Genomic DNA, 25,038 nt, shown 5'->3' with positions numbered 1-25,038 from the left:
GACCGGCTTTTCTGTAGCTCGACGGCGAGGTCGCCGTCTGTATTTTTCCATGCTTGTTCAGCGTTTCAGGCCGCTTTCTTCATTGGCGCCGATCGCGAGGTTCATGCACTGGATGGCCGCGCCCGAAGCGCCCTTGCCCAGGTTGTCCAGCCGCGTGACGGTCACGAAGCGCTCTTCGTTGCCGAACACGAACAGGTCGACGCGATTGGTGTCGTTGTTCGCCTGCACGTCGAAGAAGCCGCTGTCGAGGTTCGCTTCCGCGTCGAACGGGGCAACGTGTACGAAGGCTTCGCCCGCGTAGTACTCGGCGAACAGCGCCTGCACGTCTTGCGGCGTTGCTTTCTTCGCCAGTTGGTTCGGCGAGAAGAACGTGGTGACCGCGAGTCCCTTGTAGAAGTCGCCGACGATCGGCGTGAAGACCGGCGCCGACTTCAGGCCCGTATGCGCGGCCATTTCCGGCAAATGCTTGTGCGTGAGACCGAGCGCATATGGACGCGGGCTCTTGAGCTTGTTGTTGCCGCCGGCTTCGTAGTCGGCAATCATTTTCTTGCCGCCGCCGCTGTAGCCGGTAATCGAGTAGGCGTGCGCGGCGAACTCGGGCGCCACCACGCCTGCTTCGACCAGCGGACGCATGGCGAGCACGAAGGCCGACGCATGGCACCCCGGCACGGCAATGCGTTTCGCCGTGCGCAGACGCTCGCGTTGCGAGCGCGCCAGTTCGGGCAGGCCGTAGGCCCAATCGGCGGAAGTGCGGAACGCGGTGCTGGCGTCGATCAGCACGGTGCGATCGTTCTCGACTAGCGAGGCAGACTCGCGCGAGGCGACGTCCGGCAGACACAGGAACGTCACGTTCGACGCGTTGATGAGACGACGGCGCTCTTCGAGGTCTTTGCGTTTCGCTTCTTCGATACGCAGGATCTCAACGTCGGCGCGTTGCGACAGGTATTCGAAAATCTTCAGGCCGGTCGTGCCTTCCTGTCCGTCGACAAAAACTTTCGTGCTCATCTCGCTCTCACTGGCTTGCTGGAAACAGGGCGCTACGCCGCGCCGGAACGCTATTTTAAGACCTGATGGCGCCGGGCGTACAAAAGGGGTGAAAAAACGACGATGCACGCCGAAGATGACATCGGCGTGATCCGTTATGCAGAAGATGCAAGCCGATGCCGGCCGGTTCGCCGCAACCTGCGCATCGATCCGCGTTTCAGCGCGCCGCGGCGATCCAGCGCGCCGTGACCGCGGCCACGCGTGCGCCGAACATGCGCGCCGTTTCCAGATCGCCGGGGGGCGGTGCTTCTTCCGGCGACGCGTCGGCCGGCGACTGCGTAAGCAGTCCGGTAAAGCCACCCACGTAGTTCAGGTCGTTGCGAGTCGCTGCCTTGGTGTTCGACGGCATCATGCCGGTGCCCGCCCAGATCATGCTGTGCTGCATGGCCAGCGTGACGAAGTACTGGATCGTCGAGAACTTGTCGCCGTTCATGGTCGCCGAATTGGTGAAGCCGGCCGCGATCTTGTCCTTCCACGTCTGTCCGAACCATGGCTTCGAGCTCGCGTCGGCGAATTTTTTGAAGTCGGCGGAAGGGCCGCCCATGTACGTCGGCGCGCCGAAGATGATGGCGTCGGCCGCGGCCAGTTCGGCCCAGGCCGCGTCGTCGATCTCGCCGACCGGCAGCAGCTTCGCGTCCGCGCCGGCTTCGACGGTGCCTGCGAGCACGGCCTCGGCGACTTTTTTCGTGTGGCCGTAGCCACTGTGATAAACGATGACGATCTTCGACATAACACTCTCCAGCAAGGTGAAAAGAGGGAGGGGCAGGCACGGCGATGGTGCGCACCTGTATCGGCGCTGCTTCGGCAAGCATGACGCTCGCCGGCTGACTGCACATTAGCGTGCACGGATGACAGAATTTCCGCGCGGGCAGCAATAGGAGGCAAGCGGCTGCAAGCAGATGCAAGCCGTGCGCCAGGCCGCGCTCCGGCCGGCGCCCGTGTGCCGGGGTTGCGCGAGCCTAGCGTCCGTAACTGACCACCATCCGCGCACTGCCGAGCGTGGCCGTGCTGATTTCGTGGTCGAACATGAGCGCGGGGCGGCCTTGCGCGAGACGCAGATCGGCGGTGCTCAGCGCATAAACGGTGATGATGTAGCGATGCGGCTTGCCCGGCGGCGGACACGGGCCGCCGTAGCCGTCGGTATCGAAGTCGTTGCGCGCTTCGACCGCGCCCAGTTTGCTGAGGAACCCGGAAGCACTCGCGTTCTCCGGCAAGCTGACGACCGTAGCCGGAATACCCGCAACCGACCAGTGCCACCATCCGCGGCCCGGCGCATCCTGATCGAACATGGTGACCGCGAAGCTGCGCGTGCCGGGCGGCGCGTCGCGCCAGGAAAGTTGCGGCGAGCGGTTGCCGCCTTTGCAGTCGCCCTGATTGAAAACCTGAGCGGCCTCCACCGTGCCGCCCGCGTGGAAGCTGGCGCTGGTCAACGCGAACGCACCCTCGGCGAAGGCGTGCGGCCCTTGCGCTGCCAATAGCGCGAGGCCCAGCATGGCGCAGGGAAGGGACGGCAAACGGCGGAACGGCGAAGCATTGGAAACGACCAGGCAACGCGAGCGCATGTGCCGGTTCTCCTGTGAGGGCGCGAGGCATTTGCACTCGCGAAAGTTATTGTCCCTATTTTGTGCCTCAAGGTCGAATCAAGTCTAACATTAGCTCTGCTACGCACCATTGTTGCGCACTCCAGTGGAATTTGCGCGCCGGAATCGGCTATAGTCGGAGGAATTGTCCGCGCGAAACTCAAGCCGCGTCCTCACTCGTTTGAGCACTAGAACACAAAGGCATGTCAGAAGTTTTGGAGAGTGGTTTATCTGCCGAAGGGAGGGCAATGCAAGATCCAGTCAGGGTCGTGGTCGCTGACGACCATCCGGTTATTCTGTTCGGCGCCGAGCAGGCTTTGCTCAAGTTTCCTGGTCTGCAAGTGGTCGCCCGTGCACGACAGTCAACCGAATTGATCAAGGTGCTGCAAACCATTGCCTGCGACGTGCTCGTCACGGATCTGGCAATGCCGGGCGGCCAATATGGCGACGGCTTGCCGCTGATCGGCTATCTACGCCGCAATTTCCCCAACCTTCCCATCGTCGTATTGACGATGCTCGAGAACGCCGCGTTGCTCAAGCGGCTGAGCGAACTCGGCGTAACGTCGGTCGTCAACAAGTCGGACGATCTGAGCCACATCGGGCTCGCGGTGCAGCACGTCAGCCGCAACCTCGAATACATGAGCCCGTCGGTCAAGGCGTCGCTGGATGCATTGCGCATGAACGCCGGCGGCAAGAACGACGAAGTCATGTTGTCCAAACGTGAGCTGGAAGTGGTGCGCCTGTTCGTGTCCGGCATGACGATCAAGGAAATCTCGGAGCAACTCAACCGCAGCATCAAAACGATCAGCACGCAGAAGAACACCGCCATGCGCAAACTCGGCATCGAGCGGGATTCCGAGTTGTTCCAGTACGCGCAGAGCAACGGCTTGCTGAACCTGTCGTCGCATTCAACGGACGCACCCGATGGGGTGTCTTAACGTCGCGCACGTTTTATAAGGTGAAGATAGAAAAAGGGCGCCTGTCGATAAGACAGGCGCCCTTTTTTATCCGATCCGTGTCAGGCGGTGAAGCTTATTGCGGCGTCGAGGTTGCGCCGCCATGTGCAGCCGACCATTCAGCCGGCGCGTGCAGGAATTTTTCCACTTCGTCGAGCGTCTTGGTGTCGAAGTACTTGTTTTCCTTGGCAACGCGCAACACGTCCCACCATGTGGCGAGCGCGTGCAGATCGACGTCGATGTCTTTCAGCACCGACACGCTTTCCTTGAAGATGTTGTAGTGGAACAGCACGAAGCAGTGATTCACGGTGGCGCCGGCGGTGCGCAGCGCGTTGATGAAGTTGATCTTGCTGCGGCTATCCGTGGTCAGGTCTTCGACCAGCAGCACGCGTTGGCCTTCGGTCAGCAGGCCTTCGATCTGCGCGTTACGGCCGAAACCCTTCGGCTTCTTGCGCACGTATTGCATCGGCACCATCAGGCGATCGGAGAGCCACGCCGCGAACGGGATACCGGCGGTTTCACCACCGGCGACCGCGTCGATCTGTTCATAACCGACATCGCGCAGGATCGTGGTCTCGGCCATTTCCATCAGACCGCGGCGCACGCGAGGATACGAGATCAGCTTGCGGCAGTCGATATAAACCGGGCTCGCCCAGCCGGACGTGAAAATGTACGGTTTCTCCGCGTTGAAGTGCACTGCCTGTACTTCCAGCAGCATCTTGGCGGTCGTGTCGGAGATCGTCTGGCGATCGAAGCCTGTCATGGGCGGATCCTTGGGTGTCAGCGGGGAGAAGCGGGCGCGAGGCCCGGTGGCGCAGCAAGTGGGGTATGCCGCACCATGTTGGGCGGCGCCTTGATAGGCAAATACGCTGCCGGTCAGTGGAGTGCAGACCGGTTTTGCTGCGCGCGTAGGCCGACATTTTACCTGAAATGAGCCCTTCGGAGGAGGCCGTCGCGCGTGCCGGCGGTGAATGATGGTCATGACGGCCGCGCTGCGCACGCAGGCTTGGCGTCCAATGAACGGACGCGCCGGCCGAGCACTTGCGCTCGCGCTTTTTGGTTCGCTTGTGAGCAGCGGGGGGCGCCTTTACACTCACGCGAATTTCCCGGGCGCTTGCTGCCGTTGCCGCCCCTTCGACCTACGGAATGCTTTCAATGAACGCCGCCCCTTCCGCCACCGATACCCGCGCATCCGCGAAAGATGGCTACGCCGGCCGCGCGCTGCTCGCCTCGGTACTCGGTTACGCAATGGACGGCTTCGATCTGCTGATCCTCGGCTTCATGCTCCCCGTGATTACCGCCGATCTGCATCTGAGCTCCGCGCAAGGCGGTTCGCTCGTCACGTGGACGCTGATCGGCGCGGTGGCGGGCGGTCTGATCTTCGGCGTGTTGAGCGACTATTTCGGCCGCGTGCGCATGCTGACGTGGACGATCCTGATCTTTGCCGTCTTCACCGGCTTGTGCGCGCTGGCGCAAGGCTATGCGGACCTGCTGATCTACCGGACGATCGCCGGGATCGGGCTCGGCGGCGAGTTCGGCATTGGCATGACGCTGGTGGCCGAAGCGTGGCCGGCGTCGCAGCGAGCACGCGTGTCGTCGTACGTCGGCCTGGGATGGCAGCTCGGTGTGCTGGCGGCGGCCTTGCTGACACCGCTGTTGTTGCCGCTGATCGGCTGGCGCGGCATGTTCGCGCTCGGACTGCTGCCGGCGGTGGTGTCGTTCTTTGTCCGGCGCCATGTCGAGGAGCCGGCGCTCTTTACCGAGCGCGTCGCGCGCGGCATGCGCAAGCTGCCGCTGAAATTGCTGGTGGCCGATGGTCGCACCACGCGCGCCAGCATCGGCGTGGCGATTCTCTGTTCGGTGCAGAACTTCGGCTACTACGGTTTGATGATCTGGCTGCCGAGCTATCTGTCGAAAACCTTCGGCTATTCGCTGACCAGATCCGGACTGTGGACCGCCGTGACGGTTCTCGGCATGGCGTGCGGCATCTGGCTGTTCGGCATCGCCGCCGACCGCTTCGGCCGCAAGCCGGCGTTTCTGTTCTACCAGGCGGGCGCGGTGGTGATGGTCTTCGTCTACGCGCACTTGAGCACGCCAATGGCGCTCCTGATCGGCGGCGCGGCGATGGGCGTGTTCGTCAACGGAATGATCGGTGGCTACGGCGCGCTGATCTCCGAGCTTTATCCGACCGATGCACGCGCCACCGCCCAGAACGTGCTGTTCAATGTCGGCCGCGCAGTGGGCGGTTTCGGACCGGTGGCCGTGGGCGCTCTGGCCGCGCGCTACTCGTTCGGCGCGGCGCTCGCCGTGCTCGCGTCGGTCTACTTGCTCGACATCTTCGCGACGCTTTTCCTGATTCCCGAACGACGCGGCGCTGAGCTCGAATGAGCGCTAACAGCACGCGTGTGACCTGCGAATGACAAGCGGCGCATGCCCGCCGCATGCGGCGCTGCAGCATTGCCGGCCGCTGTTTCGCCGATGGTGAGCCGCGTTAACCGCTCAGTCCATCGACGCATTCGGGGTGTACACTAATCGACCCGCTAAGCACTCCGCACCGTCCCGTCCCCCGGTGAGGTTCGACGCCACGCCCAACCGGCGCATGCGAAAGCCGCCTCGGTCGATTATCCATTCGATAGATGTAAGCGACGCCGATTGTGTGGTGTGCCGGGCTCAATTACTTACGTCTCGCAGGTCAGAAAATGGACGAACAACTTAAGCAAAGCGCTCTCGCCTATCACCAGAACCCGAAACCCGGCAAGATTTCGGTCACCCCCACCAAGCCGCTGTCGAACCAGCTCGATCTCTCGCTCGCATACTCGCCGGGTGTCGCCGCAGCCTGTATGGCGATCTACGACGAGCCGCTCGACGCGCAGAAGTACACCTCGCGCGGCAACCTGGTCGGCGTGATCACCAATGGCACGGCCGTGCTCGGTCTCGGCAACATCGGTCCGCTCGCCGCGAAACCCGTCATGGAAGGCAAGGGTTGCCTCTTCAAGAAATTCGCCGGCATCGACGTGTTCGACATCGAGCTCTCCGAGTCCGATCCGGACAAGCTCGTTGAGGCGATCGCCATGCTCGAGCCCACGCTCGGCGGCATCAACCTCGAAGACATCAAGGCGCCCGAGTGCTTCTACATCGAGAAGAAGCTGCGCGAGCGCATGAAGATTCCGGTCTTCCACGACGATCAGCACGGCACTGCGATCATCGCGTCGGCGGCGATCCTGAACGGGCTGAAAGTGGTCGGCAAGAAGCTCGACGAAGTGAAGCTCGTATGTTCCGGCGCGGGCGCGGCAGCGATCGCGTGTCTGGATCTGCTGGTGAACCTGGGCCTGTCGAAGAAGAACATTCTCGTCACCGACTCCAAGGGCGTGATCTACGAAGGCCGCGGCAATCTGGATCCGTCGAAGGAACGTTACGCGGCGAACACCGGCGCGCGCACGCTCGCTGACGCGATCCGCGGCGCCGACGTGTTCCTCGGCTGTTCGAGCGCAGGCGTGCTGAAGCCGGAGATGGTCGCCGAAATGGGCACCCAGCCGCTGATTCTCGCGCTGGCGAATCCGGAGCCGGAAATCCGCCCGGAAGACGCGAAGGAGGTCCGTCCGGACTGCATTATCGCGACCGGCCGTTCGGATTACCCGAACCAGGTCAACAACGTGCTGTGCTTCCCGTTCATCTTCCGCGGCGCGCTGGATGTCGGCGCCACCACGATCACGGAAGAAATGAAGCTCGCCTGCGTGCGCGCGATCGCCGAGTTGGCCGAAGAAACCGATCAGGGCGATGAAGTCGCGAAGGCGTACGAAGGTCACTCGCTGGAATTCGGTCCCGAGTACCTGATTCCGAAGCCGTTCGATCCGCGCCTGATCATCAAGATCGCGCCGGCTGTCGCGCAAGCGGCAATGGATTCTGGCGTTGCGACCCGTCCGATCAAGGACATGGATGCGTACCGCGAAGAACTCGGCACGACCGTGTATCGCACGGGCATGGTGATGCGCCCGGTGTTCGCCGCGGCGAAGTCGGAACCGGCGCGCATCGTGTTCGCCGAAGGTGAAGACGAGCGCGTGCTGCGCGCCGCGCAGTTCGTGCTGCTGGAAAAGATCGCCAGGCCGATTCTGGTCGGCCGTCCGTCGGTGATCGAGATGCGTCTGAAGAAGATGGGCTCGAAGCTCAAGTGCGGCGATGACTTCGAGGTTGTCGATCCGGAAGACGATCCGCGCTATCAGCAATCCTGGCAGGCCTATCACGAACTCGGCGCGCGCGAAGGCGTGACGCCGGACGTGGCAAAGGCCGCCATGCGCAAGTTCAATACGCTGATCGGCGCGATCCTCGTGCGCCTCGGCGAAGCCGACGGCATGATCTGCGGCATGATCGGCCAGTACCACACGCACCTGAAGTTCATCGAACAGGTGCTGGGCAAAGCGGAGAACGTTCAGAACTTCGCGGCAATGAACCTGCTGATGCTGCCGGGCCGCAATCTGTTCATCTGCGACACGTACGTGAACGAGACGCCCACCGCCGAGCAGCTCGCCGACATGACGATGCTGGCTGCTAGCGAGATCGAGAAGTTCGGTATCACGCCGAAGGTCGCGTTGCTGTCGAACTCGAACTTCGGCAGCGCGCCTTCTTCGTCGTCGCAGCGTATGGCTGCGGCTCGCAAGCTGATTGTCGAGCGCGCGCCAACGCTCGAGATCGACGGTGAGATGCACGGCGATGCGGCATTGTCGGAAGCGGTGCGCAAGGCCGCGTTCCCCGGCACGACGCTGAGCGGCGAAGCCAACCTGCTGATCATGCCGAACGTGGAAGCGGCGAACATCACGTACAACCTGCTGAAGATGATCGGCGGTGAAGGCGTGACGGTTGGCCCGTTCCTGCTGGGCGCGGAAAAGCCGGTGCACATCCTGACGCCGGCGGCGACCGTGCGCCGGATCATCAACATGACGGCGGTGGCTTCGGCCAACGCGCGGAAACCGGCAAACGCGAAGTAATGCAGATGCCTTGAGGATTGACGCGGCGCCTCATCGAGGCGCCGGCGACGAGCCTGCTAGAACGCCATGGAAGTTGATTCCGTGGCGTTTTTTGCGTGTGCGGCGCGTTCGTGGTCGGCGGCGTCTTCGTCCTAATAATTCTTAGTTCGTTTCGTGTGTTTGGGAATGTTCCTATTCGATTGGCCGTGACGCGTTTGTAAAGTGACTCCTGAAGCGCAGCACATGCTGACAGTAACGGAACAGTCGGCTGGTCAATCCCTGTTGTCGTCGTGCGCTGCGCTTCGCCACGTAAATGTCCGTTGTGTTGCAAGAAGTAGCAGTACCAGCAGTACCGCCGGTCTGGCGCACATGCATGACGTGTCGAAACCGGAAACAAAAAAGGCGACTGTCCGCGAGGACAGCCGCCTTTCCCATTTGTGCCCGATGCGTCACATCCGGTCAGGCGAACACGATCACGCTGCGTGTTGCGTCTTTCCCGTCTCCGGCGAACGCCACCGCGCCAGCAACTCGTTCCATTTGACGCGCACGCCCTTCAGGTTGTTCTCCTTCACGTGACCATAACCGCGAATGCCGTCCGGCAGATTCGCGAGCTCTATGGCCAGCTCACGCGTCTGCGCAGTCAGGCCGCCAATCAGCTCACGCACCAGCGCTTCATACTCGACGATCAACGCCCGCTCGGTACGGCGCTCTTCCGTCTTGCCGAACACATCGAACGCGGTGCCGCGCAGGAACTTGAACCGGGCCAGTACGTGCATTGCGCTGAAGACCCAGGGACCGTACTTCTTCTTCACCAGATGGCCCTTCGCATCCTTCTTCGAGAACGTCGGCGGCGCGAGGTGAATGTGGAGCTTCCAGTCGCCTTCGAAATTCGCCTTCAGCTTTTCGATGAATGCCGGATCGCTGTACAGACGCGCAACTTCGTACTCGTCCTTGTAGGCCATCAGCTTGTGCAGATTCTTCGCGACCGCCTCGGTCAGCGGCAACTGGCCATCGATCGAATCGAGCGCCGACTCGGCCGCACGTACCTGCGACACCAGCGCGCGATAACGGTCGGCATACGCGCTGTTCTGCCACGCCGTCAGATACGCGGCGCGTTTGTCGATTAGCGTGTCGAGCGCTTTCGGCGTGTGCAGCGAGATGATCTTGCTGCTCATTGCTTCCGCGGCGGCGCCGCGCCCCTGTGATTGCGCGAGCTGGCGTACCGCGGCCAGGTCGTGCGCTGCACGGCGGCCCCATTCGAACGCCGCCCGGTTCTTTTCGACCTGGACGTTGTTCAGCTCGATGGCGCGCATCAGCGACTGATACGTGAGCGGCACCCAGCCGCGTTGCCATGCGTAGCCGAGTACGAACGGATTCGTATAGATCGCATCACCGAGCAATGCGACGGCGAAGTGATTCGCGTCGACCGTATCGACGCCTTCGTCGCCGGCGCCGGCACGCACATCGGCTTCCGTGCTGCTGCCCGGGAAGCGCCAGTTCGGGTTCTTGATGAGCTCGGCGGTCGGCGTATGCGCCGTGTTCAACACGACGCGTGTGCGGCCTGCCTGCATGCGCGAGACGCATTCGTCGCTGGCGGTCACGATCGCATCGCAGCCGATCACCAGACTGGCTTCACCCATAGCGATACGCGTTGCGTGGATGTCGGCCGGATTCTTCGCGATCTGCACGTGGCTCATCACGGCGCCGCCTTTCTGCGCGAGGCCGGTGACGTCGAGCACTGTGACGCCCTTGTTCTCCAGGTGCGCGGCCATGCCGAGCAGCGCGCCGATCGTCACGACACCCGTGCCGCCGACGCCCGTCACCAGCACGCCGTACGGCCTGTCCATAGACGGTAGTTCGGGCTCCGGCACCGGCGGCATCGCGTCGCCGACAATGCCTGAGGCGGCCTTGGGCTTGCGCAACTGACCGCCTTCAACGGAGACGAAGCTCGGGCAGAAGCCGTTCACGCATGAAAAGTCCTTGTTGCAGGTGGACTGATTGATCTGGCGCTTCGTGCCGTACTCGGTATCGAGCGGCTCGACCGACAGGCAGTTGGACTTTACCGAGCAATCGCCGCAGCCTTCGCACACTGCCTCGTTGATCACGACGCGGCGCGCCGGATCCGGATAGGCGCCGCGTTTCCTGCGACGGCGCTTCTCCGTCGCGCAGGTCTGGTCGTAGATCAGGATCGTCGTGCCGGACACTTCGCGCAGCTGGCGCTGCACGTCGTCGAGCTTGTCGCGGTGATGGACGTCGATGCCCGGCGCGAGGCCGACGTTCGCCGAGTATTTCTCCGGCTCGTCGGTGACGATCACGATCTTCGTCGCGCCTTCGGCGGCGAGCTGGTGGGTGATCTGCGGCACGGTCAGCACGCCGTCGACCGGCTGGCCGCCCGTCATGGCCACGGCGTCGTTATAGAGAATCTTGTAGGTGATGTTCGCCTTCGACGCGATCGCCGCGCGAATCGCGAGCAGCCCGGAGTGGAAGTAGGTACCGTCGCCGAGATTGGCGAAGACGTGTTTGTCGTTCGTGAACGGCGCCTGGCCGATCCACGCGACGCCTTCGCCGCCCATCTGGCTGAACGTGCTGGTGCCGCGGTCCATCCAGACCGTCATGTAATGGCAGCCGATGCCAGCCATCGCGCGCGAGCCTTCCGGCACATTAGTCGACGTATTGTGCGGGCAGCCGGAGCAGAACCACGGCTTGCGTTCGGCTTCGACGCGCGGCCGCGCCAGCGCTTTTTCCTTCGCTTCGATCACCGCGATGCGCGTGGCGATACGAGCGCGCACGTCGGAAGGCAGGTCGAATTTGTCGAGCCGTGTGGCGATGGCCTTCGCGATGATCGCCGGCGAGAGTTCGTAATGCGCCGGCAGCAACCAGTTGCCCATCGGCACCGACCATTCGCCGCCCGCGCCGTCCTTTTCGTCGAACTTGCCGAACACGCGCGGGCGCTGCGCGTCGGGCCAGTTGTACAGCTCCTCCTTGATCGCGTACTCGAGAATCTGGCGCTTTTCCTCGACCACGAGAATTTCGTCGAGGCCGCGCGCGAAAGCCTGCGCGCCTTGCGCTTCGAGCGGCCAGACGCAGCCGACCTTATAGAGACGGATACCGATGCGCGAGCACGTTTCGTCGTCGAGACCGAGATCGGTCAGCGCCTGACGCACGTCCAGATACGCCTTGCCGCCGGTCATGATGCCGAAGCGCGCATGCGGCGAATCGATTTCGACGCGGTCGAGTTTGTTGGCCCGCACATAGGCGAGAGCGGCGTACCACTTGTAGTCGAGCAGACGCGCTTCCTGCACCAGCGGCGGATCCGGCCAGCGGATATTCAGGCCGCCCTCGGGCATCGCGAAATCTTCCGGCAGGACGATCTTCGTGCGGTGTGGATCGATATCGACCGAAGCCGACGACTCGACCACGTCGGTCACGCACTTCATCGCGACCCACAGGCCGGAATAGCGGCTCATTGCCCAGCCGTGCAGACCGAAGTCGAGATATTCCTGCACGTTCGAGGGAAACAGCACCGGCAGGCCGCACGCCTTGAAAATGTGTTCGGACTGATGGGCGAGCGTGGAGGACTTGGCCGCATGATCGTCGCCGGCGAGGACGAGAACGCCGCCGTGTTGCGCCGAACCGGCCGAGTTGCCGTGCTTGAAGACGTCGCCGGAACGGTCGACGCCGGGGCCTTTGCCGTACCACATCGAGAACACGCCGTCGTATTTGGCGCTCGGGTACAGATTGACTTGTTGTGAACCCCAAACGGCGGTGGCCGCGAGGTCTTCGTTGACGCCTGGCTGGAACACGACCTGATGCGCGGCGAGATGCTGTTTCGCCTTCCACAGGGATTGGTCGAGCCCGCCCAGAGGCGAACCACGGTAACCGGAGATGAAGCCGGCGGTGTTGAGCCCGGCGGCCCGGTCGCGTTCCTGCTGCAGCATCGGCAGACGCACCAGCGCCTGAATGCCGCTCATGTACGCGCGGCCGCGTTCGAGGGTGTATTTGTCGTCGAGCGTGACGGAAGATAACGCGGCTTCGAGCGAGGCTCGCTGACCTGCGTCTAGCGGGGCATTCATTATGTGTACTCCTCCAACCAGTTTGGGATCACCAAAACTTTTTTTGAGCCCCGGCATCTTGTGAATGCGGAGGGCCGGGGCCGCCATATTGACGTGTTTCAAGCGATGGTAGCACTGGTGAAAACCCGCCGCAGGTCTTCAGAAAAGGCGGCTTCGCAGCGATACTGGCCGGCTCGTGCAGCGTTTTGCTGTCGACACCTGCAACACCTGCTCGTGTGCTTGTAACAAGCTGTAAAAACTATAAATCTGCGGAACCGTAGTTGAAATTTCTGTCTAACACCCCACCTGCGACCAATGTCCGCGCAACGCTCCGCATTCGGCGGAGCTTCACGACAGCAGGGTAGTTAGAAAAGGAGTACGCATGAACACGAGAAACATCCAGACCTTCCTGATGGTTTCGGCCGCATTTTTTGCCATGAGCGCACCGGTGCGCTCGAACTCGGGCAGCGTAGGGGCGCAGTCAAACGCGGTGACTCGCACGGCGCAGGTGGCGCCCGCACGTATTGCCTTTGGCAGCGTCACGCGATCCACCAAGGCCGACGGTCAAGACCAGAATTCGTGATACGCCGCCTGTGCAGCGTGTCGATTGAATAACCGGCCGTTGTCCCACCAAGCCATCCAGGGTCCGCTTGAGACAACGGCATAAATGAAAAGGGCGAGGATCGTGAGATCCTCGCCCTTTTCATTTGGTATCTACCGATCCCGCGCCACCATGAGCGTCAGGCTTTGTCCTGCACCACGCCACGGCGAATCTGATCCAGTTCGATCGATTCGAACAGCGCCTTGAAGTTGCCCTCGCCAAAGCCCTGATTGCCCTTGCGCTGAATGATCTCGAAGAAGATCGGGCCGATCTGGTTTTCGGTGAAGATCTGCAGCAACAAATCTTCGGGCGCGCCGTCGATCAGAATCTTGCGTTTGCGCAGTTCGTCCAGCGGCTCGCCGTGATTCGGCACGCGGCGATCCACCAGTTCATAGTAAGTGTCGATGGTATCGAGCAGCGAGATGTTCGCCGCGCGCAAGCCGTCCACCGTGCGATAGATGTCGTTGGTGCCGAGCGCAATGTGCTGAATGCCTTCGCCGCGGTACGCGTCGAGATACTCCTGAATCTGGCCGGCAGTGTCCGAACCTTCTTCATTGATCGGGATGCGGATCTTGCCGCACGGCGAAGTCATCGCCTTCGACTTCACGCCCGTCACTTTGCCTTCAATGTCGAAATAGCGCACTTCGCGGAAATTGAACAGGCGCTCGTAGAACTCCGCCCACTCCTGCATGCGGCCGCGATGCACGTTGTGCGTCAGGTGGTCGATATAGGTCAGGCCGTGACCCACCAGATTCGGGTTCGCGCCGGGAATCGGCTCGAAGTCGACGTCGTAAATGTCGATGTTGCCGACGCTGTTCGGCTCGGCGCCGTTCTTGCCGCGCCAACGGTCGACGAAATAGATCAGCGAGTCGCCAATGCCTTTGATCGCTGGAATGTTCAATTCCATCGGGCCGGTTTTGTTGTCGAAGCCCCAGGCGCCTTTTTCCAACGCCTGCTTGTACGCCTTGGCGGCATCCTGAACGCGGAAAGCGATCGCGCAGATCGACGGGCCGTGCAGACGCGCAAAGCGTTGCGCGAACGAATCCGGCTCCGCATTGACGATAAAGTTGATTTCCCCCTGGCGATACAGCGTCACGTCTTTATGACGATGCCGCGCGACCGCAGTGAAGCCCATCTGTTCGAACAGCTTGCCGAGCGCCTTCGGATCCGGTGCGGTGTACTCGATGAACTCGAAACCGTCGGTGCCGAGCGGGTTTTCCCAGGTTGAAACCTGCATTGTCTGTCTCCTCATGTGGGCCGGCGCGTGGCGCGAGCGGGGGTATGCGGGTAAGCGCGACTGAATGGCGCAAGTGTAAAGGCCTGCCTGCGACCAAAACTTGCGAAGTTAATCGCGTACCGATACGCTGACGCTATTTTGTAGCTCGATATAGCGAATGGACGGCAGAAAATGGCCAATGTAGAGATAGATGCCATCGACAGGCGGATTCTGGCGATCCTGCAGGAGAATGGTCGGCTGTCGAATCAGGAGATCGCCGAGCGCATCAATCTTTCGCCGAGTCCGTGCCTGCGGCGTATCCGCCGGCTGGAAGAGAGCGGCGTGATCCGCGGCTATGTCGCGTTGCTCGACGCGCAGCGACTTGGGCTCGATTTACTCGCGTACGTGAATGTGCGGTTGGAAAAACGCGGTGGTCTGGCGCTCAGCCCGCGCGGCGACGCGACCCATGCCGATCTGTTTCGCGCGGCTGTTCAGGCGTGGCCAGAAGTGGTGGCGTGCCATGCAATGACCGGCGACATGGACTATCTGCTGCGTGTCCAGGTGGAGGACATGGCGCACTTTTCGCGCTTTGTGCAGGACCAGTTGCTGCACCATCCGTCGGTGATCGACGTGAAAACGAGCTTCTCGCTCGAAAAGATCAAGGAGACGACGGCGCTGCCGATTTTGTGAGGACGTCAGCGTGTGCGCAGGCGCGCTCGACAAACAAAAAGGGCAGTTCACAAAGTGAACCGCCCTTTATTTTTTCCAACGCACAAGGCTGTCAGGCTGCGGCCGCAACCTTCGTCGGCATGAATGTTTCAAACAGCTTGGACGCCTGACGTGCCTGGCGCTTGAGCGCGTAGTCGAACACCGCAGCCTGCTCCTGCAGCATTTCGGCGATGATGCTCGAGTGGTCCGCCGGCGGCAGCGTCAGATAAGCGTCTGCCTCGCCATAGGCGTATTCGATCTTCATGCCCGCCTTCTTGGCGATGTGCATCATGGTCGAGTTGCGCGACAGGCAGTGCATATACAGCGTGGTGACGTGCGTATTGCGGCTGCGAATGGCGGCGCGTTCAAAGAGTTTCGAGCCGATGCCCTGGCCGCGAACGCTTTCCAGCACGGACACGCCGAACTCCGCCGTGCGCTTGTCGCCTTCAGCAGGCAGATAAGCCAGGTGGCCGACGCCGGTCAGTTGCAATTGGCTGTTGAAGACGCCGAAAACGGTGTCGCGCGTGAAGTCGATCGCGCGGACGTAGTTTTCGATCACATGGTCCGGCACGATCTGGCCGAAGCGCAGCAGGCGGTCGTCTTCGTCGAGCGCGAGGAAGTGGGTAAGCAGCCGTTCGCGGTCGACGGCGGTGAGTTCGCGGACCAGAGCTGGCGCACGACCGGCTGGCTGCGTCGAACGATCGTGCGCGACGATCGGCTCAGCGGCGCGGGGTGTAATCAAGTTCATGGTCGGGTTCTCCTTTTAATCGAACGGCGTGGTGCACCGCAAAAGCAATTTTAGCGGAAACCCGCCTCGATCACTAGGGAAAACCCGTACAAAATTCTGAAGGGAATGCCTAAAAAGGTAGCGCCCTATTTTTATGTTATTGATTTTTTTGTGAAAATAAATAAAACGAGCGTTCTCGATATGATGTCGTATATCGACCACTTCGCATCACTATGTCGGCTGAATATTGTTGCGGTGCGCAATCAGGCCGGATTCGAACTCAGCCCGTGGTCCACCATGCCGACTACCTGCTCGGCGAATTCACGGTAACCCAGGCGACCATCCGGCTTCAGCCAGGTGAATGTCCAGTTGATCATGCCGAACACCATCATGGTGAGCGCGGTCTGGTTTTCGCGCGTGGCGCGCTCTGGGTAAGCACGCGCCAACTGCCGCGCAAATGCCGCGACCACATCGCGCTGGCGGTTCAGGATCACTTCGCGCTGGGCGTCGACCAGATACTTCACGTCGTTCAACAACGCGACGTGCCGGCTGTGCGATGTCTCATATTCCGACAGAAACGCGCGGATCAACTCCGCAAAGGTTTCCCGCTCCGACAAGCCGCGCCGCTGGCTCGCGCCTTCCACCTCGGCGATGATCAGCATGAGCCGCTTGGTGTAGCGGTCGAGCAGATCGAACAGGATCGCTTCCTTGCTCGCGTAGTAGTGGTAGAGCCGCGCTTTCGACGTGCCGCTCGCCGCGGCGAGATCGGCCATCGAGGTGCTGGGATAGCTGGTCTGGGCGAATTTCGCCGCGGCAAGCTCGAGAATCTGCTCGCGTTGGGTTTCGTGGTCGGGGGCTCGGGTACGGGCCATAGTCGTCTGTTCTATTAGTGTGGACAGGGGGCGAACGCCGCGCACAATTCCAGCGTGCGCCACGCGTTCGCGTCGCCGCGCAGCTTGATGCGCCGGGCTGCGGCCAGTTCGCGGAAGCGCCACAGCACAATGCTGTCGCTCACCAGAAATCCGAATTCGGCGGCCATCAATGCGGCGGCAACGCGCGCGGCGGGCTGCCAGTCATCGCTGACATGCTCGAGAATCAGCGCGTCCAGTTCCATGAAGCTGCCGCTCGTGAACGTGTTGTCGCGCCAGCGCCGCGTTTCGCCGTTCGCGTGTTTGACTTCCTGCCATTCGAGCGCGAGCCGGCTGATGCGCAGCACGGAAATCGGCGCGGCGTCCGCCAGCCGCGCTTGCAGCACGGTCGGCGCGAACATGCCCACAGACGTCGCCCGGTCTTTGCGGCTGTGCGCCCATGCGCCCGGATCCGTGAGATCGCGGATCGACAGACGCACTTCGTTCAGCCGCTGCGGGCTGTTGCGCAGGTGATAGCAGACGCGGCGCAGCATCAACTGATCCGAAGCGCTGTCGCCGTGCCAGACCACGAGGTTCACTTCGGCGCGCACGATGTTCTCCAGCGCCGCGTCCTGCTCGCGGATTTCCCGAAGGAAATCGCGCCGGGTGTCGGCGCTTACGCGATCCCAGAAGTCCGCGCGCACGTCGGGGGCGTCGTCGACGCCGCGCAACGGGCCGACTGCGAGATCGTCTCGCAGCGCGTGCACGCGATCGTCGCGGCCCGCATCCCGCAGCGCGGTGCGCAGTGACTCGGCGGCGACGTCGCCGTTGGTGAGGTGGATCGTGCTCATCGGCAGTGGCGTAGGGCGGTTAACGACATGAGGGGCTGCTCACCGACCGGAACGGGCGTCCGGTCGCGAGCGGCCCCTAGTGTAAGCGGATCGCGGAACTGCTCAAAGCGTGGCTCAACGTTCGTCGTAGCTCACCACCACGCGGTCGCTGACCGGATGGCATTGGCACGTCAGCACGAAACCGTCGCGGATTTCGTGTTCTTCGAGCGTGTAGTTCTTGTCCATCTTTACTTCGCCTTCGAGCACCTTCGCGCGGCAGGTGCAGCAGACGCCGCCCTTGCAAGCGTAAGGCAGCGCGAGGCCGGCGCGCAGGCCGACGTCGAGTACGCTCACGCCCTGATAAGGCAGACGCAGCTTGCGGCGTTTCCCGTCGAGCACGATTTCGAGGTCCGCGGCCGGGGTGTCCTCGGTGATTTCGATCTGCGGCACGCCCGCTTGCGGCAGCGGCGAACCGAAGCGCTCCACGTGCACCTTTTCCGGCGGCACGCCGGCGGCTTTCAGCGCGGCTTCGGCGGCGTCCATCATTGGAGCGGGGCCGCAGATGAACGCTTCGTCGATCGCATCGGCCGGCAGCAGATTCTCGATGAAGGCCGCGCACTTTTCCTGATCGAGCACGCCATTGAACAGTTCGACGTCCTGGAGATCGTCCGACAGCACGTGATAGAGCACGAAGCGGTTCATGAAGCGGTTCTTCAGGTCTTCGAGCTCTTCCGCGAACATGATCTGATCGACGCTGCGATTGCCGTAGACGAGCGTAAAGGTGCTGCGCGGCTCGACTTCGAGCGTCGTCTTGATGATGGCCAGCACCGGCGTAATGCCCGAGCCGCCCGAGAACGCCAGGTATTGCTGACCCTGATCGGCGTTCAGGTGGGTAAAGAACCGGCCGTCCGGCGTCATCACGTCGATCGTGTGGCCAGGCTGCAGCGTGTCGAAGGCGAAGTTCGAGAAGCGTCCGCCGCGCACGCGCTTGATGCCGATGCGCAGTTCGCCGTCGCGGTCGTAATCGGTGACGCCGACGCAGATCGAATACGAACGGCGTGTTTCCTCGCCGTCGATATGCGTCTTCAACGTGACGAACTGGCCTTGCGTAAAGCGATACTGTTCACGCAGTTCAGCGGGGACTTCGAAGGCGACCGAGACCGCGTCGGCGGTTTCGGGCCGCACTTCGCGGATACGCAGCGGATGAAATTGCGGGGTGGCCATATCAGTATGGTTTGAAGTAGTCGAAGGGTTCGCGGCAGTCGAGGCAGCGGTACAAGGCTTTGCAGGCCGTCGAGCCGAATTGCGCAAGACGCTCGGTATGCGCCGAGCCGCAACGTGGGCACGACGGCGCGGGCAGCGCCCGTGGCACGAAGCGCATCACTTTTTCCTGAGCCGGCGTGGCGGAACCGCAATTGCCCGTGGGCGGCGCGATGCCGTAGGCGCGCAGTTTTTCGCGCGCGTCGGCGGTCATCCAGTCGGTGGTCCAGGCGGGCGCGAGCACGGTGGCGACCCGATACGGCTTGAGCTCCGCCACGTCGAGCGCATGCGCGACGTCCTCGGCAATCTGCGACATGGCAGGGCAACCGGAATAGGTCGGCGTGATCACGACTTCGAGCGTGCCGTCGGCGGCGCGCCGTACGTCGCGCAGAATGCCGAGCTCGCGAATCGACACTACTGGAATCTCCGGATCGGGCACCGTTTCGAGCACGGCCCAAGCGCGTTCGAGCGCGGCGTCGGTCGTGCCGGTCGGGCCAAAGGCAGTCGAAGTCGTCATGGTCGGCTTACCAGGTGGCGCCGGGATGCTGGCGCGCAAGGCTCTGCATTTCGGCCAGCACGAAACCCATGTGCTCGGAATGCTCGCCGTGTTTGCCGGTAGTGATGTGCCTGACCGGTTCGGGCAGCTTCAAGGTGGCTTCGTCGAGCGTGGCGCGTACGTCGTCGAGCCAGGCGGCTTCGAGTTCCGAGGTCAGCGGACCGATGCCGGCTGCCGCAATCGTCTCCTCCACCGCATCCGTGCTGAAGAATTCGCGGGTATAGGGCAGCAGATAGTCCAGCGCGGCCTGCGCGCGGCGATGCGATTCCTCGGTGCCGTCGCCGAAACGGATCAGCCACTCGCGTGCGTGATGCACGTGATAGCTGGTTTCCTTGATCGACTTCGACGCGATCGCCGCCAGTTGCTCGTCGGTGGACGCCGTGAGGGCTGTCCACAGATGAGCCATCAACGTCGAGTAGAGAAAATTGCGCACGATGGTGACCGCGTAATCCTTCTCGGCTTTAGCCGTGGCCGACAGCGGGCCGACATGCGGCAACTCGGCGAGCGTGTAGTTGGCGAATTCGCGCTCGGCACGAAAATACGCGTAGTCGTCTTCCGTGCGGTTTTTGCCGGTGAGCTGCTGTTCGAGCGAGGCGGCGTGCGTGTAGAGCAGGCGCGCCTGGCCGATCAGGTCGAGGCTCATGTTCGACAGCGCGATGTCCTCTTCGAGGATCGGGCCGTGGCCGCTCCATTCGGTATTGCGCTGACCGAGGATCAGCGCGTTATCCGCGAGGCGCAGCACGTATTGCAGATGTTGAGGCGTGATGTTCATGGCCGCGCTTACATGTGGTTGACTTCGTCGGGGAGCGTGTAGAACGTCGGGTGGCGGTAAATCTTGTCGCCAGCCGGTTCGAACAGCTCCGCCTTGTCTTCCGGCGCGGACGCCGTGATCGCCGACGACGGCACCACCCAGATGCTCACGCCTTCCTGGCGGCGCGTGTAGACGTCGCGGGCCATGCGCAGCGCCATCGGCGCGTCGGCCGCGTGCAGGCTGCCGCAGTGTTTGTGGTCGAGTCCCTGCTTGCTACGCACGAAGACTTCCCAAATCGGCCATTCCTTGTTCATTGCAGATCTCCTGATTCTTTGTCTGACATGCCGCGCGAGTCAGGCGGCGTGCTGTTGTGCGCGCTGGCGCTGCTTTTCGGCGTGGGCGAGGGCGGCTTCGCGGACCCAGGCGCCGTCGTCGTGGGCTTTGACGCGGGTGGCAAGACGCTCGCGGTTGCACGGGCCGTCGCCATTCACCACACGCCAGAATTCTTCCCAGTCGATGTCGCCGTAGTCGTAATGCCCGCGCGCTTCGTTCCACTTCAGATCCGGGTCGGGCAGCGTGACGCCGAGCACCTTGGCCTGGTCGACGGTGGCGTCGACGAATTTCTGACGCAGATCGTCGTTCGAGATGCGCTTGATGCCCCATTTCGACGACTGGCTGCTGTGGACCGAATCCTTGTCGCTCGGGCCGAACATCATCAGCACCGGCCACCACCAGCGATCCACGGCCTGCTGGACCAGCTCGCGCTGTGCTTCGGTGCCGGACATCATCGCCATGAGTGCATCGAAACCCTGGCGCTGGTGGAACGACTCTTCCTTGCAGATGCGGATCATGGCGCGCGCATACGGGCCATACGTGCAACGGCACAGCGGAATCTGGTTCATGATCGCCGCGCCGTCCACCAGCCAGCCGATCACGCCGACGTCCGCCCATGTGGGCGTCGGGTAATTGAAGATGCTCGAATATTTCGCTTTGCCCGAATGCAGCGCCGCGATCAACTGGTCGCGCGACGCACCGAGCGTTTCGACCGCGCTATATAGATAGAGACCGTGGCCGGCTTCGTCCTGAACCTTGGCGAGCAGAATCGCTTTGCGCTTCAGGCTGGGCGCGCGCGTGATCCAGTTACCTTCCGGCAGCATGCCGACGATTTCCGAATGCGCGTGCTGCGAAATCTGCCGAACCAGCGTCTTGCGGTAAGCCTCCGGCATCCAGTCCTGAGCTTCGATCTTGCCGTCGGCGGCCATAACCGCGTCGAATTTCGCCTGCTCGGGCGAGTTGGCGCCCGCGTCGAGCGGGGCAACATTGCCGGGAATATCCAGGGATTGCGTGTACATGGGGACGCTCTCTGCGGAAGTTGTCTGTGTGCGCACAGTATAAACCAACCGACCGGTCGGTTAATAAATTTTTTGAGATAGGTCGGTCGTGCCGATAGGACCGGGACGGTTTCGTCGCCGAGGCGTTTCGTCAGTGCCGATGCCCCGTGCCGACGCTAAACCTATAAAATTGCGAATTGGCCGCAATTTGCGGCCTTCCTGCATCCCCCGGTACTCATGTTACGTCTAAGCGAAATCAAACTCCCGCTCGATCACCCCGAGAGCGCCCTCGAAGCCGCCGTGCGTGCGCGCCTCGCGGAACTCGGCGTGGCCGCGGACGGGCTCATCCGATACACCGTGTTTCGCCGCGCGCACGACGCCCGCAAGCGCGCCGACATCAAGCTCACGTACATCGTCGATGTCGAGGTTGCGGATGAAGCGGCGGCACTCAAGCGGCTCGCCGACGTGCCCCACTGCGGCGTCACGCCCGACATGGCCTACAAGTTTGTCGCCAGGGCGCCGGCGCAGATGACCGCGCCACGTCCGGTGGTGATCGGCATGGGGCCGTGCGGCCTGTTTGCCGGGCTGATCCTCGCGCAAATGGGCTTCCGGCCGATCATCCTCGAGCGCGGCAAGGCCGTGCGCGAGCGCACCAAAGACACTTTCGGCCTGTGGCGCAAGTCGGTGCTCAATCCCGAGTCGAACGTGCAGTTCGGCGAAGGCGGCGCGGGCACCTTCTCGGACGGCAAGCTGTATAGCCAGATCAAGGATCCGAAACACTACGGCCGCAAGGTGCTCGACGAATTCGTGCGGGCCGGCGCGCCGGAAGACATTCTGTATCTGAGCCGGCCTCATATCGGCACGTTCCGGCTGGTCAGCATGGTCGAGAAAATGCGCGCGACCATTCACGAACTGGGTGGCGAGGTGCGCTTCGAAACCCGCGTCGACGATATCGAGATCGATCAGGGCAAAATGCGCGGGTTGAAGCTGTCGACCGGTGAAACGCTGCGCTGCGATCACGTGGTGCTGGCGGTCGGCCATAGCGCGCGCGATACCTTCCAGATGCTGAACGACCGCGGCGTCTATATCGAGGCGAAGCCGTTTTCACTCGGTTTCCGCATTGAACATCCGCAGGGTTTGATCGATCGCAGCCGTTTCGGCAAATTTGCCGGCCACAAGCAGTTGGGCGCTGCCGACTATAAGGTGGTGCATCACTGCAGCAATGGCCGTACCGTTTACAGCTTCTGCATGTGCCCTGGGGGCACGGTGGTGGCGGCGACTTCCGAGCCGGGCCGGGTGGTGACCAACGGCATGAGCCAGTATTCGCGGGCGGAGCGCAATGCCAATGCCGGGATCGTGGTCGGCATCACGCCGGACGATTATCCGGGCGGCCCGCTCGCCGGCATCGCCTTCCAGCGCAAATGGGAAGAGCGGGCTTTTGAACTCGGTGGCGGCAACTATATGGCGCCGGGTCAGTTGGTCGGCGATTTCATTGCTGGCCGGCCGTCCACGTCGCTGGGCTCCGTGGCGCCATCGTACAAGCCCGGTGTGCATCCCACCGATCTAAGCACAGCGCTTCCGGACTACGTGATCGAGGCCATTCGCGAAGCTTTGCCGCAGATGGACAAGAAGATCGCCGGTTTTGCGATGCACGATGCGGTGCTGACGGGAGTCGAAACGAGAACGTCTTCGCCGATTCGCGTGCGGCGCCGGGACGACTACCAGAGCATGAATGTCGAAGGTCTGTATCCGGCTGGCGAAGGAGCAGGCTATGCCGGTGGGATCTACTCAGCGGCGATCGACGGGATCGAAGTCGCTGAAGCGCTCGCGTTGAAGATGACCGGCGCGCAAGCGGCCTGAGTCTGGGGTGAAACGCCGTCGCGCCCACCCGCGGCGGCTGCGGCGATCGGGCACAATGCATGTTTCGCCTCGAACCGACTTCCCCGAATGAGCATTCGCACCTTGGCTGCCGCATGCGGCGCGGCACTGTTTATCCAGTTTGCCGTTTCCCCGACCGCTTTCGCCGCCGACGCCCCGGCACATTGGGTCACCGCATGGGCGACGGCGCTGCAACCCATTCCCCAGCGGGCGGACCTGCCGCCGCTCTATCGCGCGCCGGAAGTCGCGGGGCGCACGGTTCGCCAGATTGTTTATCCGACGCTGTCCGGAAGGTCGGCGCGAGTCCACCTTAGCAACCAGTACGGCAAGACTCCGCTCGTCATGGAGGATTTGCGTATCGCACGCTCGACAGGCGGCGCGGCGGCAGCCGATAACGGTGAGACGCGCGTGGCGTTCGGTGGCAAAGGCGTGATCTCGATTCCGCCGGGCGGGGAGTCGGAGAGCGACCCTGTCGCGATCGACGTCGCCGCAGGGGTGCCTTATGCCGTCAGCGCGTTTATGGGGCCGGAGCAGCGTGTCGTAGCGTGGCATCGCGTGTCGAACCAGGTGAATTACGTTTCCGCGCCGGGTAATCATGCGGCGGATGCGTCTGCGGACGCGTTTCGCGGGCGGTTTACGCAATATGTGTGGGTGACCGGGCTTTCGGTCGACACGACGCCCGCGTCTGCCGCCGTTGCTGCCATCGGCGACTCGATCACGGACGGTATGCGCTCCAGCCTGAACCAGAATCGCCGCTGGCCGGACGCGCTGGCTCGCCGGTTTGCCGCGACGGGGGAGCGCTCGACCGCGATCGTCAATCTGGGCATCAGCGGCAACCGCCTGCTGAGCGACTCTCCCTGTTACGGCGACGCGCTTGCAACGCGCTTTGAGCACGACGCGCTGAGGCGTCCGGGCGTCAAGACGGCGATCCTGCTGATTGGCATCAACGACATCAACTTTGCGGCAATGCCGCCGCGTGGCGGTCTCGACTGCGATTTTCCGCACACCACAGTGACGGCTGCCGACCTGATCGCCGGATATCAGAGGGTGATCGCCACCGCCAGGCATGCTGGCATGAAGGTGTTCGGCGCGACGTTGACGCCGGCATCGCTTCCGCCGCAGCGAGAGAGCATCCGGCTCGCCGTCAACCGGTGGATCCGGACCAGCCATGCCTTCGACGGCGTCGTGGATTTCGACGCTGCACTGCGTGATCCAGCGCAGCCGGACCGCTTGCAGCGCAGCTTTGATAGTGGTGACCACATCCACCCCAGCGACGCCGGCTATGCAGCAATGGCCGACGCGGTTCCGGTGGACGCAGTGGTGAAATCGACCCGTAATTGAGCCGCCAAAAAAGAATTCGGTCAAACCCTTGTCATATGGCCGATGTTCACCTAAGATTCGCCTCCTCGTTTGCGAACGAGGGCCGCGGCAGAAACCAGCGGCCGTAGCGTCAGCAGGTTTTAAGCGAAAGCGAAAAAATGTTGTTGACGAAACGAAAAAGAGCCTTCATAATCTCGTTTCTCTGCTGCTGATGCAGCGACGCAGAACGAAGCGGTGCCGGGTGGTTGTGAGGTTGGCAATTGCGGTGGTGGCGGTTCGGTAGTGAATGCGTACCGATCTTTAAAAATTAACAGCCGATAAGTGTGGGCGCTTGATGCGCGATGCGAGGCGGATCCTTCGGGGTCTGCCGAGAAGCGAAAGTATCAAGTCTCACACAGTAATGAAAGGAAGGTTTGACT

21 protein-coding genes are annotated in these 25,038 nt (G+C 62.4%); 7 read left to right on the top strand and 14 right to left on the bottom strand.

Annotated elements, in window-relative coordinates; translation table 11 throughout:
- Window positions 1-57: 57 nt before the first annotated feature.
- The 3 genes from argC to NE850_RS15085 all read right to left on the bottom strand — a co-directional run bounded on the left by argC (window position 58) and on the right by NE850_RS15085 (window position 2,606).
- On the bottom strand, window positions 58-1,005 hold the full coding sequence (argC, locus tag NE850_RS15095; protein ID WP_007179872.1) for an N-acetyl-gamma-glutamyl-phosphate reductase: 948 nt from the start codon (window positions 1,003-1,005) through the stop codon (window positions 58-60).
- 196 nt (window positions 1,006-1,201) lie between these two features.
- The gene (locus NE850_RS15090) at window positions 1,202-1,774 is read right to left on the bottom strand and encodes a flavodoxin family protein (RefSeq protein WP_007179871.1); all 573 of its coding nucleotides are present in this window, start codon (window positions 1,772-1,774) and stop codon (window positions 1,202-1,204) included.
- A gap of 229 nt (window positions 1,775-2,003) precedes the next feature.
- Complete coding sequence (locus NE850_RS15085; RefSeq protein WP_007179870.1) at window positions 2,004-2,606, bottom strand: YbhB/YbcL family Raf kinase inhibitor-like protein; 603 nt, start codon at window positions 2,604-2,606, stop codon at window positions 2,004-2,006.
- 266 nt (window positions 2,607-2,872) lie between these two features.
- Between NE850_RS15085 and NE850_RS15080 the strand changes: the two genes are divergently transcribed.
- Window positions 2,873-3,562, top strand: a complete 690-nt coding sequence (locus NE850_RS15080) for a response regulator (protein WP_007179869.1) — start codon at window positions 2,873-2,875, stop codon at window positions 3,560-3,562.
- Window positions 3,563-3,656: 94 nt separating this feature from the next.
- On the opposite strand, the gene NE850_RS15075 is transcribed toward NE850_RS15080, so the two are convergent.
- Entirely contained in the window at window positions 3,657-4,343 is a 687-nt protein-coding gene (locus NE850_RS15075) for an orotate phosphoribosyltransferase (protein WP_007179868.1), read from the bottom strand.
- A 392-nt stretch (window positions 4,344-4,735) separates the two neighbouring features.
- On the opposite strand from NE850_RS15075, the gene NE850_RS15070 reads away from it, so the two are divergent.
- Both NE850_RS15070 and NE850_RS15065 read left to right on the top strand, forming a co-directional pair.
- Window positions 4,736-5,968, top strand: a complete 1,233-nt coding sequence (locus NE850_RS15070) for an MFS transporter (RefSeq protein ID WP_165187170.1) — start codon at window positions 4,736-4,738, stop codon at window positions 5,966-5,968.
- A gap of 311 nt (window positions 5,969-6,279) precedes the next feature.
- Window positions 6,280-8,562: an NADP-dependent malic enzyme gene (locus NE850_RS15065; protein ID WP_310698891.1), complete on the top strand. Its 2,283-nt coding sequence runs from the start codon at window positions 6,280-6,282 to the stop codon at window positions 8,560-8,562.
- Window positions 8,563-9,014: 452 nt separating this feature from the next.
- Here NE850_RS15065 and NE850_RS15060 read toward each other — a convergent pair whose 3' ends face one another.
- A complete protein-coding gene (locus NE850_RS15060; RefSeq protein WP_007179864.1) occupies window positions 9,015-12,614 on the bottom strand; it encodes an indolepyruvate ferredoxin oxidoreductase family protein in 3,600 nt (1,199 codons plus the stop codon).
- A 361-nt stretch (window positions 12,615-12,975) separates the two neighbouring features.
- Between NE850_RS15060 and NE850_RS15055 the strand changes: the two genes are divergently transcribed.
- Complete coding sequence (locus NE850_RS15055; protein WP_007179863.1) at window positions 12,976-13,176, top strand: hypothetical protein; 201 nt, start codon at window positions 12,976-12,978, stop codon at window positions 13,174-13,176.
- A gap of 157 nt (window positions 13,177-13,333) precedes the next feature.
- On the opposite strand, the gene hppD is transcribed toward NE850_RS15055, so the two are convergent.
- Window positions 13,334-14,431 carry a 4-hydroxyphenylpyruvate dioxygenase gene (gene hppD, locus NE850_RS15050; protein ID WP_165187166.1) on the bottom strand — a complete coding sequence of 366 codons (1,098 nt, stop codon included), beginning with the start codon at window positions 14,429-14,431 and terminating at the stop codon, window positions 13,334-13,336.
- Window positions 14,432-14,602: 171 nt separating this feature from the next.
- On the opposite strand from hppD, the gene NE850_RS15045 reads away from it, so the two are divergent.
- Window positions 14,603-15,100, top strand: coding sequence for an Lrp/AsnC family transcriptional regulator (locus NE850_RS15045; protein WP_007179861.1), 498 nt, complete (start codon window positions 14,603-14,605; stop codon window positions 15,098-15,100).
- Window positions 15,101-15,191: 91 nt separating this feature from the next.
- Here NE850_RS15045 and NE850_RS15040 read toward each other — a convergent pair whose 3' ends face one another.
- The 8 genes from NE850_RS15040 to paaA all read right to left on the bottom strand — a co-directional run bounded on the left by NE850_RS15040 (window position 15,192) and on the right by paaA (window position 21,442).
- A complete protein-coding gene (locus NE850_RS15040) occupies window positions 15,192-15,866 on the bottom strand; it encodes a GNAT family N-acetyltransferase (RefSeq protein WP_007179860.1) in 675 nt (224 codons plus the stop codon).
- Between the two features lie 242 nt (window positions 15,867-16,108).
- Window positions 16,109-16,717 carry a TetR/AcrR family transcriptional regulator gene (locus tag NE850_RS15035; RefSeq protein WP_007179859.1) on the bottom strand — a complete coding sequence of 203 codons (609 nt, stop codon included), beginning with the start codon at window positions 16,715-16,717 and terminating at the stop codon, window positions 16,109-16,111.
- A gap of 14 nt (window positions 16,718-16,731) precedes the next feature.
- On the bottom strand, window positions 16,732-17,544 hold the full coding sequence (locus NE850_RS15030) for a DUF1835 domain-containing protein (RefSeq protein WP_165187163.1): 813 nt from the start codon (window positions 17,542-17,544) through the stop codon (window positions 16,732-16,734).
- 114 nt (window positions 17,545-17,658) lie between these two features.
- Complete coding sequence (gene paaE, locus NE850_RS15025) at window positions 17,659-18,747, bottom strand: 1,2-phenylacetyl-CoA epoxidase subunit PaaE (RefSeq protein WP_007179857.1); 1,089 nt, start codon at window positions 18,745-18,747, stop codon at window positions 17,659-17,661.
- Window position 18,748: 1 nt separating this feature from the next.
- Complete coding sequence (gene paaD, locus NE850_RS15020; RefSeq protein ID WP_007179856.1) at window positions 18,749-19,300, bottom strand: 1,2-phenylacetyl-CoA epoxidase subunit PaaD; 552 nt, start codon at window positions 19,298-19,300, stop codon at window positions 18,749-18,751.
- Between the two features lie 7 nt (window positions 19,301-19,307).
- Complete coding sequence (gene paaC / locus NE850_RS15015) at window positions 19,308-20,111, bottom strand: 1,2-phenylacetyl-CoA epoxidase subunit PaaC (protein ID WP_007179855.1); 804 nt, start codon at window positions 20,109-20,111, stop codon at window positions 19,308-19,310.
- An 8-nt stretch (window positions 20,112-20,119) separates the two neighbouring features.
- The gene (gene paaB / locus NE850_RS15010) at window positions 20,120-20,404 is read right to left on the bottom strand and encodes a 1,2-phenylacetyl-CoA epoxidase subunit PaaB (RefSeq protein WP_007179854.1); all 285 of its coding nucleotides are present in this window, start codon (window positions 20,402-20,404) and stop codon (window positions 20,120-20,122) included.
- A gap of 39 nt (window positions 20,405-20,443) precedes the next feature.
- Window positions 20,444-21,442 carry a 1,2-phenylacetyl-CoA epoxidase subunit PaaA gene (paaA, locus tag NE850_RS15005; protein ID WP_007179853.1) on the bottom strand — a complete coding sequence of 333 codons (999 nt, stop codon included), beginning with the start codon at window positions 21,440-21,442 and terminating at the stop codon, window positions 20,444-20,446.
- A 216-nt stretch (window positions 21,443-21,658) separates the two neighbouring features.
- Between paaA and NE850_RS15000 the strand changes: the two genes are divergently transcribed.
- Together NE850_RS15000 and NE850_RS14995 are read left to right on the top strand one after the other, a co-directional pair.
- Window positions 21,659-23,281, top strand: coding sequence for an NAD(P)/FAD-dependent oxidoreductase (locus NE850_RS15000; protein WP_007179852.1), 1,623 nt, complete (start codon window positions 21,659-21,661; stop codon window positions 23,279-23,281).
- Between the two features lie 87 nt (window positions 23,282-23,368).
- The gene (locus tag NE850_RS14995) at window positions 23,369-24,640 is read left to right on the top strand and encodes an SGNH/GDSL hydrolase family protein (protein ID WP_310698890.1); all 1,272 of its coding nucleotides are present in this window, start codon (window positions 23,369-23,371) and stop codon (window positions 24,638-24,640) included.
- The last annotated feature ends 398 nt before the right edge of the window (window positions 24,641-25,038 follow it).

The sequence above is a fragment of the Paraburkholderia sp. USG1 genome, from assembly GCF_031570135.1.
Classification (GTDB): domain Bacteria; phylum Pseudomonadota; class Gammaproteobacteria; order Burkholderiales; family Burkholderiaceae; genus Paraburkholderia; species Paraburkholderia dioscoreae.
Note: the sequence above shows the minus strand (reverse complement) of the source record. Positions and strands in the feature narration are given on the sequence as shown.

Excerpts from the sequence above, each read along its gene's own strand:
- argC (WP_007179872.1), bottom strand. The coding sequence starts at position 1,005 with ATGAGCACGAAAGTTTTTGTCGACGGACAGGAAGGCACGACCGGCCTG.
- NE850_RS15090 (WP_007179871.1), bottom strand. The coding sequence starts at position 1,774 with ATGTCGAAGATCGTCATCGTTTATCACAGTGGCTACGGCCACACGAAA.
- NE850_RS15085 (WP_007179870.1), bottom strand. The coding sequence starts at position 2,606 with ATGCGCTCGCGTTGCCTGGTCGTTTCCAATGCTTCGCCGTTCCGCCGT.
- NE850_RS15080 (WP_007179869.1), top strand. The coding sequence starts at position 2,873 with ATGCAAGATCCAGTCAGGGTCGTGGTCGCTGACGACCATCCGGTTATT.
- NE850_RS15075 (WP_007179868.1), bottom strand. The coding sequence starts at position 4,343 with ATGACAGGCTTCGATCGCCAGACGATCTCCGACACGACCGCCAAGATG.
- NE850_RS15070 (WP_165187170.1), top strand. The coding sequence starts at position 4,736 with ATGAACGCCGCCCCTTCCGCCACCGATACCCGCGCATCCGCGAAAGAT.
- NE850_RS15065 (WP_310698891.1), top strand. The coding sequence starts at position 6,280 with ATGGACGAACAACTTAAGCAAAGCGCTCTCGCCTATCACCAGAACCCG.
- NE850_RS15060 (WP_007179864.1), bottom strand. The coding sequence starts at position 12,614 with ATGAATGCCCCGCTAGACGCAGGTCAGCGAGCCTCGCTCGAAGCCGCG.
- NE850_RS15055 (WP_007179863.1), top strand. The coding sequence starts at position 12,976 with ATGAACACGAGAAACATCCAGACCTTCCTGATGGTTTCGGCCGCATTT.
- hppD (WP_165187166.1), bottom strand. The coding sequence starts at position 14,431 with ATGCAGGTTTCAACCTGGGAAAACCCGCTCGGCACCGACGGTTTCGAG.
- NE850_RS15045 (WP_007179861.1), top strand. The coding sequence starts at position 14,603 with ATGGCCAATGTAGAGATAGATGCCATCGACAGGCGGATTCTGGCGATC.
- NE850_RS15040 (WP_007179860.1), bottom strand. The coding sequence starts at position 15,866 with ATGAACTTGATTACACCCCGCGCCGCTGAGCCGATCGTCGCGCACGAT.
- NE850_RS15035 (WP_007179859.1), bottom strand. The coding sequence starts at position 16,717 with ATGGCCCGTACCCGAGCCCCCGACCACGAAACCCAACGCGAGCAGATT.
- NE850_RS15030 (WP_165187163.1), bottom strand. The coding sequence starts at position 17,544 with ATGAGCACGATCCACCTCACCAACGGCGACGTCGCCGCCGAGTCACTG.
- paaE (WP_007179857.1), bottom strand. The coding sequence starts at position 18,747 with ATGGCCACCCCGCAATTTCATCCGCTGCGTATCCGCGAAGTGCGGCCC.
- paaD (WP_007179856.1), bottom strand. The coding sequence starts at position 19,300 with ATGACGACTTCGACTGCCTTTGGCCCGACCGGCACGACCGACGCCGCG.
- paaC (WP_007179855.1), bottom strand. The coding sequence starts at position 20,111 with ATGAACATCACGCCTCAACATCTGCAATACGTGCTGCGCCTCGCGGAT.
- paaB (WP_007179854.1), bottom strand. The coding sequence starts at position 20,404 with ATGAACAAGGAATGGCCGATTTGGGAAGTCTTCGTGCGTAGCAAGCAG.
- paaA (WP_007179853.1), bottom strand. The coding sequence starts at position 21,442 with ATGTACACGCAATCCCTGGATATTCCCGGCAATGTTGCCCCGCTCGAC.
- NE850_RS15000 (WP_007179852.1), top strand. The coding sequence starts at position 21,659 with ATGTTACGTCTAAGCGAAATCAAACTCCCGCTCGATCACCCCGAGAGC.
- NE850_RS14995 (WP_310698890.1), top strand. The coding sequence starts at position 23,369 with ATGAGCATTCGCACCTTGGCTGCCGCATGCGGCGCGGCACTGTTTATC.